This is a genomic window from Gemmata sp., from assembly GCF_051859125.1.
In the GTDB taxonomy this organism is placed as follows: domain Bacteria; phylum Planctomycetota; class Planctomycetia; order Gemmatales; family Gemmataceae; genus Gemmata.
Genome location: NZ_JBHYGG010000001.1, coordinates 22,306 through 36,263 on the forward strand (window position 1 = coordinate 22,306; position 13,958 = coordinate 36,263).

Genomic DNA, 13,958 nt, shown 5'->3' on the forward strand with positions numbered 1-13,958 from the left:
CCGCTGGGATTCCGGTCAGCGGGTTTCGAGGTGGCGCTGGATCGCGAGGTTGAACGCCTTGGCCTCGTCGCCCTCGCTGGTGAGACCGAGCGGCCGAGCCCGGACCCGGGCCGCGTCGTCGTTCATCGCGTCAACCGTTCGGAAGTGCAGGTACCACAGCGCGCCAGTCCGCACGCCGTCGTCGTCGAAGGTGTAGACCGGCCGGTTGGCCCTGTCACCGACCGCGGCGTTGAACGCGGTGAGGCTCTCGGCCAACTTCTCGGGCGTCGCCTCGATCGCCAGGAACGTGAGCCCGCGGGCCTCGGCCACGTCGCGGGCCGCGGACACGTCGGCCCCCGCCGGGTGCAAGTACACCACGGTGCGATAGCCGCCGCGCTTCAGCGTGTCGAAGCCGTCGAGCGTCGGCTTGCGGCCCGACGCGGTCCCGTTCTCGACCTTGACGAACCCGGGGAGACCGGTGGTCGCGCCCGCGGGCCTGGCGACCGGCGGCTCGGTCTTCGGTTGGGTCGGGCCGCCGAGGAGCCCCTGACCGGAGTTGCTCGGCGAGAAGCTCCGCGACGCACCGCCCGGGATCGGGTCCGGGAGCAGCACCTCTGGCGCGGGCTTGGACGACTGGCTCGGCGGCGAGGAAAAGTTCTGGCTGGCACCGGGGCCGACGCCCGGCACGATCGGGCCGGTCACCGGTGGTGCGACCGGCACGGGGGCGGTCGGGACGTTGGCCGGCGGCAGCAGGAACGGGCTGTTAGGAGCTTGCGGCCGGAACGGGCTCGGGCGGTTCTGCGGGTCGTTCAGGCAGCACTTGTGCTTGCAGCTCGCCGTGAACAGTAGTCCCGAGGCGGCGGTGGCGAGGATCAAGCGGCGGCGAATCATGGCATTCCTCCTCGGGCGAACAATCCCGTCGCTCGATTCTAGACCGACCCGCGTCCCGTTGTGGGGAAGTTGAGTCAAACTCCGGGCGATCCGGTCGGCCGGCGTGCGGGAGTTGCCGGTTGTGCGGCTTGCGGAAGGGGGGCGCTTGGGGTAAACCGACCCCCACGCACTCGCTCTGTTCGCCCGGTGGACCCGCCATGCCGAATCCGGAAACCGAATCACCGCAACTCCGCCGGGAGCGATTGGCGGGTCTGACCGCGGCCGCGCTCGTGTGCGCCGCGCTCCCGTCGGTCGCACTCCTCGTCGCGGACACGCCGACCACGGACGAGCGGAAGGTCGCCGTGACCTCGTTCGTGGGCTGGCTCGCCGCGGGGGCGCTGCTCCCGATGCTGTACTGGTCCCGGTACCGCGCACTGGGCTTCGCTACCTACTTCGCGCCGGTGTGGCTCGTCGCGGTCGTTTGGTGCGTGGCGGTCGTTCACGGGGAATGGCCGGGGTGGGCACACGGGTTGCCGCTCGGCGTGATCGTCGGGGCGCTGGCCCGGGGCCGCCGCGGACCGCAACCGGGCGAGGAAACGACGGCGATCCTTTTCGCCGCGGTGCTGGGCGGCGGGGTCGCGTGGCTGTTCGTGTCCCGCGGGCGCCCGTTCGACCCGGCCGGGTACTACCTGATGGCCGTCGCGATGGTCCTCGTGGCGTGGACCGCGACGCGGCTGTTCCGCCCGTGGTTCGAGTTGTCGCTGGAACCCCTCGTCTGGCTCGCCTACGCGATCCGCGGCCGCGGCCCTGGCCTGGCCAACTTCCCGCAGACCGGCCCGTGCCTCGTGATCGCCAACCACGCCTGCTGGATGGACCCCGGGTTCCTCGGCAAGGTGATCCCGCGGCCGATCACGCCCATGATGACGGCCGCGTTTTACGATCTCCCCGGGTTACGGCGCATCATGGTGGCGTTCGGGGTCATCCGCGTGCCGGAGAAGGCCATCAAGCGGGACGCCACGGAACTCCAGGACGCCATCGCCGCCCTGGACCGCGGCGAGTGCGTGGTCATCTTCCCCGAGGGGTACTTGCGGCGTACCGAGGAGCAACCGCTGCGGCGGTACGGGCAGGGGGTGTGGCAGATTCTGAAGGCCCGCCCGAACACCCCGGTGTTCGCCTGCTGGATCGAGGGCGGGTGGGGGAGTTACATGTCGTACTTCAACGGGAAGCCGACGAAGAACAAGCCGCGGGACGTTCGCCGGCCGATCCTCGTTGGTGTGTCGGAGGCCGAGACGATCCCACATGATGTGCTGACCGAGCACCTCAAGACCCGCATCTACCTGATGAACCGGACCATCGCGGCACGGGCGTATCTCGGGCTCCCGGAACTGCCGCGGTTCGAAGTGACAGCAAAGGGCGATGACACCAGGCCAGACGAGGCCGAGGCGCTCTCGTGACGCCGAACGCGAGCGGGCCGCGGGAGTTACCCCGCGGCCCGCAGTCTTTGTCAGTCCAATTTCGGCGCGATCACCACCGGCGGAACCCGTAGTTGTAGCCGCCAAACGCCGGGGTGAACCAGTTCGGCTGGTAGTACTGGTAGTTGTACCCCTGGCCGTTCCAGGGGTTGTAGCCGTACCCGCGGGTGTACGTCTGACCGAACATGTTGCTGTAGTACGCCTGCCGCTGTACCGTGCCGGTGTACGGCGAGTAGAAGCTGTTGTAACTCTGGACCGCACCTGGGGCGTAGGCCGTGCCGCCCGAGTAAATGCCGCCGTAGCCCGGGGCGCGGTAGCCGTACACGATCTGAGCGTCGGCCTTTTCCGCGGAAACGAACCCCAACCCCAAAACAACCGCCGCCGCCATCACGATGCGTTTCATGGTGAATCTCCTTGTTGCCGCGTCTCGATACTCTCGAACGCGGCCGGGGCGGTAAGTTGCGCCCCTTACTCCTGGATGTACCGGCCGCGGCGGTCACTCTTGCGAGAATCCTCAAGCCGTTACACTTTGTTCCGGCCCGGTGGCACACCCCACTTCCGGAACCATCCTGAACACCGGAATCAACACACTTGTCCGGAATGACAAACGTGAGTGTTTCCCGTGCCGCAGGGGTGCAATGACGCGACTCGCGTACCTGTTGGCATTTACGTCGAGTGAGCGGCCATGCTACCCGGGGGAAAGGTATGCACGCGGCGCGCCGAAAGTCCGGAACCATTCGCGGACCACGCTCAGGGTTTCGACACGGGAGGTATGTGGCCGCGTCGCGAAGCGAAGGAGCCGGTCACTGTGACGCCGGGCCGGTGCGAGTCCCACCGGCCCGGCGTCACAGTGACCGGATACGGAAGAGGTCCCAGGTACCGGCGATTCGGGATCACGCTTACTCCAGGCTCTCGATCTCGGCGTTCAACTCGACCCACCGCTCCTCGGCCGGGTCGATCTGGAGCGTGAGGTCGTCGACCTCGTTCTGGAGCCGCTCCGCCTCGGAGGGGTCGTTCGTCTTCGCGAGCGCCGTGGTCAGCCCGCGGCGCTGCTCGTCGAGCTGGGCGATGGTCCGCTCCAGCGCCTTCAGTTCCTTGCGGAGTTCCTTCTCGGTCCTCTGCGGGCCGCGGGCCGACGGCCGGGCCTTCGCGACCTCGTCTGGGAGCCGGGTCCGGGTCGCGGCCTGCTCGCGCTCGCCGGCCTCGATCTCCTTGTTGACCCGGTAGACGTAGTCCTCGTACTTCCCGGTGTAGTTGAGCACCTTCCCCTCGCGGACCTCGACGATGCACGTCGCGACGCGGGTCGTGAAGTGCCGGTCGTGGCTCGTGAAGACGACCGTGCCCTGGTACTCCCGGAGCGCGTCCACGAGCGCGTCCACGGTGTCCACGTCGAGGTGGTTCCCGGGTTCGTCGAGGATCAGCACGTTGGAGTCGCTCAGGAGCAGCCCCGCGAGGCACAGCCGGGCGCGCTCGCCGCCGGAGAGGATCGAGACCGGCTTCTTGACGTCCGACCCGCGGAACAGCAGCGACCCGGCGACCTCCAGGATGTCCTGCTCCTTCTTGCCGAACGCGGCCACGTCGCGGAGGTGGTCCACGACCGTCTTCTTCTCGGGCAGGCTGGTGTAGACGTGCTGGGCGTACACCCCGACCTTGCACCCGTGGCCCCACCGGACCTCGCCGGCGAGCGGCTTGAGCGAGTCCACGAGGGTGCGGAGGAACGTCGTCTTCCCCTGGCCGTTGTCGCCGACGACCGCGGCCCGCGACCCGTGCTCGATCTCCAGTTGCACGCCGGCCGCCACGGCCCGGTCCGGGTACCCGATCGTGAGGTCGCGGCACCGCAGCGCGGTCCCCTTGCGGGGCTCGACCCGGGGCGGGCGGATCGTCGGAACGGGCTCGTCGCCGGACACCTCGGCGAGTTCGAGCTTCTCCAGCGCCTTGGCCTTCGACTGCGCGAGGCCGGCCGTGGAAGCGCGGGCCTTGTTCCGGGCGATGAAGTCCTCCAGGTGCTTCCGCTTGGCAAGCACGGCGGCGTTCGACCGCTGCTCCCGCTCGCGGTTCTCCTTCTGGAAGTCGAGGAACGCGTCGACCTTCCCGGGGAACGACGTAAGCTTGCCGCGGGACAGGCACAGGGTGTGCGTGCAGGTGGCGTTCAGGAACGTCCGGTCGTGCGACACGATGAGGCACGCCGCGCGGAACTCGCGGAGGAAGTGCTCGAGGAGGATCTGGGTCCGCAGGTCGAGGAAGTTGGTGGGCTCGTCGAGGACCAGCAGGTTCGGCTCGTGGAGGAGCAGGGCGGCGAGCTTGAGGCGGGTCTGCCACCCGCCGGACAGCTTGGCGACGGGGCCGTCGAGGTACGAGCCCTTGATTTCGAACTGGCCGGCGACCTCGCCGCACTTCCAGTCCGGTTGCCCGCTGTCCCGCATCAGGAACTCGAGGGACGTCTCGCCGGGGAGGAACGGGTCGTGCTGCCGCAGGTAGCCGACGCGGAGGCTCGGGTGGAGCGAGACCTCGCCGCTGTCGAGTTCCTCCTCGCCCAGGATGATGCGGAGGGTGGTGCTCTTGCCGGCCCCGTTGCGGCCGATGAACCCGACCTTGGTGTTGTCGCTGATGGTCGCCTCGGCCCCGTCGAGCAGGACCTGGTCGCCGTAGTGCTTGGACGCTCGCGTGAGCTGGATCAGACTGGCCATCGGTGCGGGGAACCCTCGGGGAACCGTGTGTAAGGGGTCATTGTATCCGCCCGGCCCCGGCGGCTCGTGTCGGTACGAAGAAGGCGGGATTGGGCGGGGCGGGGACCGGCCCCGACGGGTACCCGCGGGGCCGGCGACCGCGTCAGCCGGATGATGCCGGATCGCGTGGATCAGTTGCTCATGGTGGGGCAGGCATTCTTGCCTGCCTCCGAAGGCGTCCGGAGGCAGGCAAGAATGCCTGCCCCACCAACAAAGAAACGAATCCCTGCGATTCGGGATGAGACGCTCACGGCAACGACGACGGTCACCCGGCCGATCGGCTCAGTCCGCGACGCGCTTCGTCACGCCCGCGTAGGCATCGATGCGGCGGTCGCGGAAGAACGGCCAGTTCCGCCGCACGTCCTCCATGTGCTTGCGCGAGCACGTCACCACGAGGACCTCTTCCTTGTCGTGGCTCGCCTTGGCGACCACGCGGCCGAACGGGTCGCTGACGAACGACCCGCCCCAGAACTCCAGCCCCTCGCCGACGATGACCTCGTGGCCGACGCGGTTCACCCCGCACACGTAGGTGCCGTTGGCGATCGCGTGGCCCCGCATGCTCGTCTCCCAGGCCGAGTGCTGCGCCTCGCCGAACTCGGCCTTCTCCCGCGGGTGCCAGCCGATCGCGGTCGGGTAGAAGATCACCTCGGCCCCCTGGAGCGCCGTGAGCCGGGCGGCCTCGGGGTACCACTGGTCCCAGCACACGAGCGTGCCGACCTTCGCCGCCGGGGTGGCGAACACCTTGAACCCGAGGTCGCCGGGGGTGAAGTAGAACTTTTCGAGGAACAGCGGGTCGTCCGGGATGTGCATCTTGCGGTAGATGCCCATCAGCTCGCCCTTCGCGCTGTGGACCGTGGCGGTGTTGTGGTACACGCCGGCCATCCGCTTCTCGAACAGCGAGCCGACGACGACGACGCTGTTTTTCTTCGCCGCCGCCGCGAGCCGCTCCTCGCTCGGGCCGGGGATCGGCTCGGCGAGGTCGAACAGCGCGACGTCTTCCTGCTGGCAGAAGTAGTACCCGGTGAACAGCTCGGGCAGGCACACGACCTGCGCCCCCCGCTTCGCGGCCTCGGCGATCGCGGCCTCGGCGTTCGCGAGGTTCGCCTCGCGGTCCGGGGCGATCTTCATCTGCACGGCCGCGATGGTGAACGCATCAGACATGGTTCTTCGTTCGTGGGTAGTTGGTCGATGGTCGTTGGTTCCCCGCCGGCAGTATGTTATACCAAGCGGTGAATTCCACCGACCTACCTCACCCAACGACCACGATCTCCGCCATGTCGAGCGACAACAACATCACCAGTGTGCTGAAGGAAACCCGCGTGTTCCCGCCCTCGGCGGCGTTCGTTGCGGCCGCGCACGTCGACGCGAAGGAGCGGGACCGGCTCGCCGCGTGGGCGGAGGCCGACCCCGACGCCTTCTGGGCCGAGCAGGCCGGGTCGCTCCACTGGTTCAAGAAGTGGTCGCAGGTGCTCGACTGGGGCAACGCCCCGCACGCGAAGTGGTTCGTCGGCGGCCAGATCAACGCGAGCTACAACTGTCTCGACCGGCACCTCGCCGGGCCGCGGAAGAACAAGGCCGCGATCGTGTTCGAGGGCGAGCCCGGCGACAGCCGCACGCTGACGTACCAGGACCTCCACCGCGAGGTGTGCAAGTTCGCGAACGTCCTCAAGACGCTCGGCGTGGGGAAGGGCGACCGCGTCACGATCTACATGCCGATGGTGCCCGAGGCCGCGGTCGCGATGCTCGCGTGCGCCCGCATCGGGGCGATGCACTCGGTCGTGTTCGGCGGGTTCTCGGCCGACGCCGTCGCCGACCGCAACAACGACGCGCAGAGCAAGCTCGTCATCACCGCCGACGGCGGCTGGCGGCGCGGCAAGGTGGTGCCGCTGAAGGCGAACGTGGACGCGGCGCTGGCGAAGTCGCCCACCGTCGAGAAGTGCGTCGTCCTGAACCGGTGCAACACCGCCGTCGAAATGAAGGCGGGCCGCGACGTGTGGTGGCACGACCTGATGGCGGCCGCGAGCGCCGACTGCCCGGCCGAGCCGCTCGACAGCGAGCACCCACTGTTCATCCTCTACACGTCCGGCAGCACCGGGAAGCCGAAGGGCGTGCTGCACACCACCGGCGGCTACCTCCTCGGCACGGCGCTCACGCACAAGTGGGTGTTCGACATCAAGGAGGACGACGTTTACTGGTGCACGGCCGACGTCGGGTGGATCACCGGCCACAGCTACATCGTGTACGGCCCGCTGTGCAACGGCAGCACGGTCGTGATGTACGAGGGCGCGCCGAACCAGCCGAAGGAGGACCGGTTCTGGGAGGTGATCGAGAAGTACAAGGTCACCGTGTTCTACACCGCCCCGACGGCGATCCGGGCGTTCATCAAGTGGGGCGACCAGCACCCGAAGGGGCACGACCTGTCGTCGCTGCGGCTGCTGGGCAGCGTCGGCGAGCCGATCAACCCCGAGGCGTGGATGTGGTACCACACGGTCATCGGCGGCGGCCGGTGCCCGATCGTCGACACGTGGTGGCAGACCGAGACCGGCGCGATCATGATCGCCCCGCTCCCCGGGGCCGTTCCCACCAAGCCGGGCAGCGCGACGAAGCCGCTCCCCGGCATCGCGGCCGAGGTCGTGGACAAGTCGGGCAACCCGGTCCCCGCGAACGCCGGCGGGTTCCTCGTCGTGAAGCGGCCGTGGCCGAGCATGATGCGCACCATCTACGGCGACGACGACCGGTACAAGGCGACGTACTGGAGCAACTACCCGGGCGTGTACTTCACCGCCGACGGCGCGCGGGTCGACGGCGACGGCTACATCTGGGTCATGGGCCGCGTGGACGACGTGCTGAACGTGAGCGGGCACCGGCTCAGCACGATGGAGGTCGAGAGCGCGCTGGTGAACCACCCGAAGGTCGCCGAGGCGGCGGTGGTCGGCAAGCCCGACGACCTGAAGGGCGAGGGGATCGTCTGCTTCGTGACGCTGAAGGAGGGGAACGACCCGACGGACGCGCTCAAGGCCGAGTTGAAGGCGCACGTCGTGTCGAACATCGGCGCGCTGGCCCGCCCGGACGACATCAAGTTCACGCCCACGCTCCCGAAGACGCGGAGCGGGAAGATCATGCGGCGCTTCCTCCGCGACGTGGCCGCCGGCCGCCAATCCACCGGCGACGCGACGACCCTGGAGGACTTCACGGTCCTCGCCAAGCTCCGCGAAGACGAGGAGTGACCGCGGGGAGCATGAGAGTTGCGTGGCGGCGGCGTGCGCCGCCGTCACGCGATCCCGAGGATCCGACACGCCTCCTGGTAACTCGATTCGAGTGGGAGCATCACGCGAAGGTCCGGGGTCAACCAAATCGGGAGCGTCGGTAACGGTTGGCCCAGGGTCATCGGGTAGAACCAGGCGTCGAGCAGCGTGCGGTGTTTGGGCAACCGACGGGTGCGGAGCGTGACCGCGTACAGGTGCGGTGGAGTCGGGGCCAGCGCCGGGTCGTTGCGGCCGAGCAACGTCAACAACTCGGCGTAAAGGTTAGCCTGCCGCACGGTCACCAGATCGACCAGCGACACGCACACGCCCTGCTGCAACAAAGACGCAACCTTGCCGACGAAGACTTCGCGAGTGTTCGGCCGGTCCTTGTTCGCCGGGCTAACGATCTCGATGGCCGCGACGAGTTGCCGGCCGCGCTCCGTGTCGTAGATGCGGACCTCGTACTCGTCTTGGTCGGACAGTTCGGCTTCGACCGTGAGCGTCGGGGACAGTGCGGCGAGCGTCGCGGGGCTTCCACGGGGATCGGGAACGGCGTCCGGGTCGCGCGAGTCGAGGTCGTAGCCGCCCACGTCCACCTCGAAGGCGGAACCGAGGTGGACTTTCGGTGCGGCCCGGAACCCGGCCGGCAGGATGGTCGTCAGGTCCCGGACGATCTCGCCCGGCCACTGACCGTGGACTTCGTCCCACGAGTGCGTGTCGTTAACGGGTGAACGGAAGTGGTCGCGGAGTGGCATCGTTCATCCTCCGCGAAGATTGTATCACAGCGCGGGAACGCACTCACCTGTAACGAGATCGTCCCCTCACTTCGCTTGTTCGCGCCAGCGGCGGCACAGGTCGCTGGCGGCGGCCGGCCACGTCGGGAACTGGAACGTGAAGCCCGATTCCACGAGGCGCGTCGGCACCACGCGGCGGCTCTTCAGCACGAGTTCCGACTCGGTCCGCATTGCCCACGCGCCGAGTTCGAGCATCCACCGCGACGCGGGGAGCCCGAACCGCGTGCCCCACGCCCGGCGGAGCTCGCGCATGAACTCGGCGTTCGGCAGCGGCTCCGGGGCCGACAGGTTCACCGGGCCGCTCAGGTCACTCGCGATCAGCCACTCCACGGCGCGAATGAAGTCGAGGTCGTGGACCCACGACACGAACTGCCGCCCGTCGCCGGAGGGGCCGCCGAGACCGCGGCGCACGAGCCACAGCAGCGTGTCGAACACCCCGCCGCGGTCCGGGCTCATCGTCATCGCCGACCGGATCGCGACCTTCCGGGTGCGCGGCGTCTCGGCGGCATCGAACGCGGCTTCCCAGGCGGTCGCTACGTCGGTGCTGAACCGCCAGGTGTCCGGGGCGTCCCGTTCGCTCCCGCCGATCACGCCGGTGCGTTCGTCGTTCGGCGCGTCGTAGCGGTGGGCGTAGATGGTCGCGGTGCTCGCCTGGAGCCACACCCGCGGCGGCGTCCGAGCGGAGCGAACCCCCTCGCCGACCACCTGCGTCGAGACCCCGCGCGACGCCTTGATCTCGCGGCGGTTCGCGGGCGAGTACCGGCAGTTCACGTTGCGGCCGGCGAGGTTGATGACGACGTCGGCCCCGTCGAGTTCCGCGGCCCAGGGGCCGAGCGTTCGCGCGTCCCACGCTGCGACGCGCCACGGCACAGCGGCGGGCGTGCGGCTGAGAACGACGACCTCGTGGCGGTTCGCGTGGAAGTGGCGAGCCAGGATCGTGCCGACCTGACCCGAGCCGCCGGGAATGACAACCTTCATTGCGGTTCCCTCGTATGTCGAGGGTACAACCGTAATTCCAGGGCACCCGCAACGGTCATCGTAAGTTGGCGGTTTAGAACGCGAAGCCGTCATCAGGCGGTTCAGCGGAATACGACGGGCGACCAGGTAGAGTTGGTGACGGGTCATCCCAAAGGTGAGAGTTCGGAAGGTCACCGAGTTGGATGAACTCAATCACCAACTCAATCGCCTCCTCCGGCGGCATTAGTTCAGCTGCCTCAAACCACTGTGGAATTCCGAAGGCTACGAACTCGCGTCGGGCGGAGGCGCGCGGGCTTCGTGGTAAAGCCCGCCAAATAGGCCGCAACTGTCCTTTTGGAGAATCGGGTGGTGGTGAGATGGAGACGGTGGCGAGGTCTCCTCCAAGCCCGAGGTAGACCAGCCAGCCTGAGGGTAACCGCATTTCGACTACACGATCGCATGAATGAGAGTCGTACTGTTTGAGAACCTGCTTTACCTGATTGAGGGATTCAAGAGCAACCGGCTGAGGGGGTGACGGAAGCTCGGTGTCAGTCACCCAGCACAAGAGTTTGGAAGCTGACGCGTCCACCGTGGATCACCTCGCTTGTAAGTCAACCTCGCGGTGTTCGACGGCCCTGGAGGTGGAACTCAAACCTTGCCGGGCGTACTACTTCTCGATCTTCAACTGCACCGACTTGGCGGCGTGTTCGGCGTTGGTGCCCTCGCGGCGGGCGAACACGACGATCGGCCGCTCCATCGGCTGCACCCACGGCTCGGCGTAGAGCACGATCTCGCGGGTCGTCTCGCGCTCGGTCACGAGGATGCCGTTCAGCCCGATGTTCAGCACGCGGACGCCGTGCGGCAGGCCGCGGACCTCGACCGGAACGCGGCCGGCGAACTTGCCCTGGCGTGCGATGTCCACGACGAACTTCGCCTCGCGGCCCGGCCTGAGCGTGAGTTCGGTCTCGCGGGTCGTGGTGACGATGTCGCCGACGGGAACGAGTTTCAGCGCGCCGCCGGCGGACTCGCGAACGACCTCCTGGCCGCCGGTCTCGGAGCGGGCGACGAGGCGGAGCTTCGTCTCGGCCGGCACCTTGGCGTCGGCCTCGGCGAACAGCGTGAACGCCGTCGTGGTGTGGCCGGCCTCGATGAACGTCTCGGGGGCCAAGAGCCCCGCGGGGAGGCCTTCGAGTTTCAGCCGCACGGGGCCGTCGAAGCCGTCCATGCGGGTGAGCGTGACGTTGATCGGGAGCCCGCCGCCCGCGTTGACCGACGGGGCGTTCGGCGTGAAGGCCACCGCGAAGTCGGGCTTCGGCGGCCGCACCGTCACGCGGAAGGCGTGGGTCGGGCCGGCCCCGCCGCGCGCGTCGGTCACCCGCACCTGGTACCCGCCGTCGGCCGGCGGTTCGAACATGAGGAACGAGTCCTTGCCGAACCCCGCGCCGCCGTCGTCGTTGCGGTAGTGGACCGGCACCACCGGCAGGCCGTTGGGCGGGAACGACGCGCCGGGCGGGTGGATCTCGACCTTGTACATCGGCGTGCCGAGGGCGTGGTGGTTCGGCGTGGTGCCGAGGTAACCGACCCGCTGGCCGCCCACCTGGTAGAACTGGCAGTCGTCGTCGGGGTTCTTGGGCAGCGCGACGATGCGCATGACCTCGCCGTCCGCGAGCAGGTGGTCGTCGATGGCCAACTCGTTCCACGTTTCGAGGCGGATGCCGGGGTTGGCCGAGTCGTGATCGCGGAACGTCGCGAACGTCTTGGCCACGCACCGGAGCGTCGCGCGCTGCACCGGTTTGCCCGACGAATCGAGGACCTCAATGACCGGATCGACCGGCGACCCGGCGCGACGCGCGAGCGCCTCGACCACGAGCCGCTCACCCTTCTTCGCGACGAAGCGGACTGATTGCGCCCCGCCGGGCTTCGTGAAGATGCCGTCGGCCGAGCCGGGCACGCGGAGGTCGGCCCCGGCGGCGGGGTCGATGACGACCGACGGGAACTCGCTGACCGTGACCGACGGCGCGCCGAGCGGCTTCCCCTTCATCTCCGGGAGCGGGACGGGAACACGCGACCCAACCGTAGCCTCGGCCGGCACCGTGACCTTGACGTGCAACCCGGACGCGGCCGCGAGGTTCACCCCCTCGACGTGGACCTCGACCGTGCGGCCGCGCTGCGCCGCGAGCGGGAACACGCCGGTCACAACCGGGATGTCGCCGACGCTCAGCCGGTAGGTGAAGTCGCCGCCGCCGCGGTAGTCGCGGTCGCGCACGCCGATCGAGTAGGTGCCCGCCTTCGGGATGCGGTACCCGAGGAGGTTGCCCCCCTCCGCGAGGACCGCGCCGCCAGCGTCGGTGAGTACGACTACGGGGTCGAGCTTCGAGCCGGCGGTGACGGCTTCGACTCCGATCTGGTCGCCGGCCCTCGCCTCGAAGCGGAAGAAGTCGGCGTCGCCGGCGCGATCGACCGCCCCGACGATCGTGGCCGGCAGCGTCAGGAGCTGCGCGACGCGGGCCGAGTCGGTGGTGCCGGCCTCCTTCACGACCGGGAACCGGTCCTTCGGAGCGGGCGGCGCGCTCGGTGCCGCGGCCGCAAGGTTCGGCGTCGCGGTCGGCTTGCCGGTCCGCGGGTCGAGCAGCAGCGCGACGCCGTCGAACCGGCCGAGCGCGAACTGCGCCCCGTCGGGCCGCAGCGCGAAATCGAGGACCGCCTCGGGCTGGGCCGGGTCCGTCTTCGTCTCGGACAGCTTGGTCGCATCCCACGCCTTGATGACGCGGTCCTCGCCGACGGTGTAGAGCCGCGCGCCGTCCGGTGCGTAGGCGAGCCGCCACACGGCCCGCTCGTGCGCGAACGCCGAGCCGACGAGCTTCCCGCCGTCCCTGTCCGCGGCCCACACGCGCACGGACTTGTCCACGCCGCCGGCAGCGAGGTGCTTCCTGTCGGGGCTCCACGCGAGGCAGTAAACCCAGTCGGTCGGGTCGCCGAGCGTGTACAGCCGCTTGCCGGTCGCCGCGTCCCACACCTTCACCGAGCGGTCCGCGGACCCCGACGCGAGTAGCGTGCCGTCGTGGTTGAACGCGAGGGCGTACACCGCGTCGCTGTGGTCCTTGAGCGTCAGCCGCGGCGCTTTCGGGGCGGTCGCCTCGGTGGGCACGTCCCAGACGTGAATGACGCGGTCGTAGCCGGTCGTCGCAAGGGTGCGGCCGTCCGGGGTGAACGCGAGTGCGAAGACCGAGTCCTTGTTCGCCGGGATGGTCACGGCTGCGGCCTTCGAGGGCCTGCCGTCGGCGTCAAGCCGGAACAGCGACACCACGCCGCTCTTCCCCGGCTCCCCGGCCGCGGCCGCGAGCCACCGCCCCTTCGGGTCGAAGGCGAGTGCGGTGATCCGCCCAGTTGCGTTGACGGTCCCGAGCGCGTCCGCCTTTGCGGTGTCGAACAGCCGCACCTCGCCGTGCGTGCCGAACGCGACGACCTTCCCGTTGGGGTGGTACGCCGCCGCCGTCACGGCCGGCGGGGCGGCCGACGCGGAACACGGAAGAGCGAGCAGCAGTGCGGAGAGGAGTCGGGTCATGTTGGGAGTCCGGGCCTCAGGTCACTTGAACACGGCGAGTGCGGCCCCGCCGGTGAGGAACAGGCCGATCAGCACGGCGAGCGAACAACTCCCGCACCCGTCAAGGCACCCGCCGGCCCCTTCGATGACGCTTCCTGCGGCCTCGATCGCCCCGCCCGCTAGTTCGAGTGCGCGGCCGGCGACGTCCAGCGCCCCGCCGGCCACGTCGCCGGCCGCGTTCAGGAGAGATCCGCCGTCGCCGCCCGCGGCCGCCGCGCCCCCGTCGGTTCCGGGCTGCGGTTGCTTCTGCCACGGCTGCGCGTTCGGGTCGGGGAGCGGCACGTCGTCCGGGGTCATGGGCGAACTCGCGG

At 69.1% G+C, this 13,958-nt stretch carries 10 protein-coding genes; 2 read left to right on the top strand and 8 right to left on the bottom strand.

What is annotated here, in order from left to right; all coding sequences use genetic code 11:
• Window positions 1-15: 15 nt before the first annotated feature.
• Entirely contained in the window at window positions 16-870 is an 855-nt protein-coding gene (locus tag ACTIGN_RS00060; RefSeq protein WP_439620240.1) for a hypothetical protein, read from the bottom strand.
• 197 nt (window positions 871-1,067) lie between these two features.
• Between ACTIGN_RS00060 and ACTIGN_RS00065 the strand changes: the two genes are divergently transcribed.
• Window positions 1,068-2,303: a lysophospholipid acyltransferase family protein gene (locus tag ACTIGN_RS00065; RefSeq protein WP_439620242.1), complete on the top strand. Its 1,236-nt coding sequence runs from the start codon at window positions 1,068-1,070 to the stop codon at window positions 2,301-2,303.
• A 70-nt stretch (window positions 2,304-2,373) separates the two neighbouring features.
• Here ACTIGN_RS00065 and ACTIGN_RS00070 read toward each other — a convergent pair whose 3' ends face one another.
• The 3 genes from ACTIGN_RS00070 to ACTIGN_RS00080 form a co-directional block, all read right to left on the bottom strand.
• On the bottom strand, window positions 2,374-2,724 hold the full coding sequence (locus ACTIGN_RS00070) for a hypothetical protein (protein WP_439620244.1): 351 nt from the start codon (window positions 2,722-2,724) through the stop codon (window positions 2,374-2,376).
• 496 nt (window positions 2,725-3,220) lie between these two features.
• Window positions 3,221-5,008, bottom strand: coding sequence for an ABC-F family ATP-binding cassette domain-containing protein (locus tag ACTIGN_RS00075; RefSeq protein WP_439620246.1), 1,788 nt, complete (start codon window positions 5,006-5,008; stop codon window positions 3,221-3,223).
• 321 nt (window positions 5,009-5,329) lie between these two features.
• On the bottom strand, window positions 5,330-6,208 hold the full coding sequence (locus tag ACTIGN_RS00080) for a carbon-nitrogen hydrolase (protein ID WP_439620248.1): 879 nt from the start codon (window positions 6,206-6,208) through the stop codon (window positions 5,330-5,332).
• Between the two features lie 113 nt (window positions 6,209-6,321).
• On the opposite strand from ACTIGN_RS00080, the gene acs reads away from it, so the two are divergent.
• On the top strand, window positions 6,322-8,274 hold the full coding sequence (gene acs, locus ACTIGN_RS00085; RefSeq protein ID WP_439620250.1) for an acetate--CoA ligase: 1,953 nt from the start codon (window positions 6,322-6,324) through the stop codon (window positions 8,272-8,274).
• Between the two features lie 44 nt (window positions 8,275-8,318).
• On the opposite strand, the gene ACTIGN_RS00090 is transcribed toward acs, so the two are convergent.
• From ACTIGN_RS00090 to ACTIGN_RS00105, 4 genes are all read right to left on the bottom strand, one after another.
• Window positions 8,319-9,047, bottom strand: a complete 729-nt coding sequence (locus ACTIGN_RS00090) for a DUF4058 family protein (protein WP_439620252.1) — start codon at window positions 9,045-9,047, stop codon at window positions 8,319-8,321.
• Between the two features lie 66 nt (window positions 9,048-9,113).
• Entirely contained in the window at window positions 9,114-10,064 is a 951-nt protein-coding gene (locus tag ACTIGN_RS00095; protein WP_439620254.1) for a TIGR01777 family oxidoreductase, read from the bottom strand.
• 646 nt (window positions 10,065-10,710) lie between these two features.
• On the bottom strand, window positions 10,711-13,608 hold the full coding sequence (locus ACTIGN_RS00100) for a hypothetical protein (RefSeq protein ID WP_439620256.1): 2,898 nt from the start codon (window positions 13,606-13,608) through the stop codon (window positions 10,711-10,713).
• Between the two features lie 21 nt (window positions 13,609-13,629).
• Entirely contained in the window at window positions 13,630-13,944 is a 315-nt protein-coding gene (locus ACTIGN_RS00105) for a hypothetical protein (RefSeq protein ID WP_439620258.1), read from the bottom strand.
• Between the last annotated feature and the right edge of the window lie 14 nt (window positions 13,945-13,958).

Coding starts and splice junctions, on each gene's coding strand:
- ACTIGN_RS00060 (WP_439620240.1), bottom strand. CDS start 870: ATGATTCGCCGCCGCTTGATCCTCGCCACCGCCGCCTCGGGACTACTG.
- ACTIGN_RS00065 (WP_439620242.1), top strand. CDS start 1,068: ATGCCGAATCCGGAAACCGAATCACCGCAACTCCGCCGGGAGCGATTG.
- ACTIGN_RS00070 (WP_439620244.1), bottom strand. CDS start 2,724: ATGAAACGCATCGTGATGGCGGCGGCGGTTGTTTTGGGGTTGGGGTTC.
- ACTIGN_RS00075 (WP_439620246.1), bottom strand. CDS start 5,008: ATGGCCAGTCTGATCCAGCTCACGCGAGCGTCCAAGCACTACGGCGAC.
- ACTIGN_RS00080 (WP_439620248.1), bottom strand. CDS start 6,208: ATGTCTGATGCGTTCACCATCGCGGCCGTGCAGATGAAGATCGCCCCG.
- acs (WP_439620250.1), top strand. CDS start 6,322: ATGTCGAGCGACAACAACATCACCAGTGTGCTGAAGGAAACCCGCGTG.
- ACTIGN_RS00090 (WP_439620252.1), bottom strand. CDS start 9,047: ATGCCACTCCGCGACCACTTCCGTTCACCCGTTAACGACACGCACTCG.
- ACTIGN_RS00095 (WP_439620254.1), bottom strand. CDS start 10,064: ATGAAGGTTGTCATTCCCGGCGGCTCGGGTCAGGTCGGCACGATCCTG.
- ACTIGN_RS00100 (WP_439620256.1), bottom strand. CDS start 13,608: ATGACCCGACTCCTCTCCGCACTGCTGCTCGCTCTTCCGTGTTCCGCG.
- ACTIGN_RS00105 (WP_439620258.1), bottom strand. CDS start 13,944: ATGACCCCGGACGACGTGCCGCTCCCCGACCCGAACGCGCAGCCGTGG.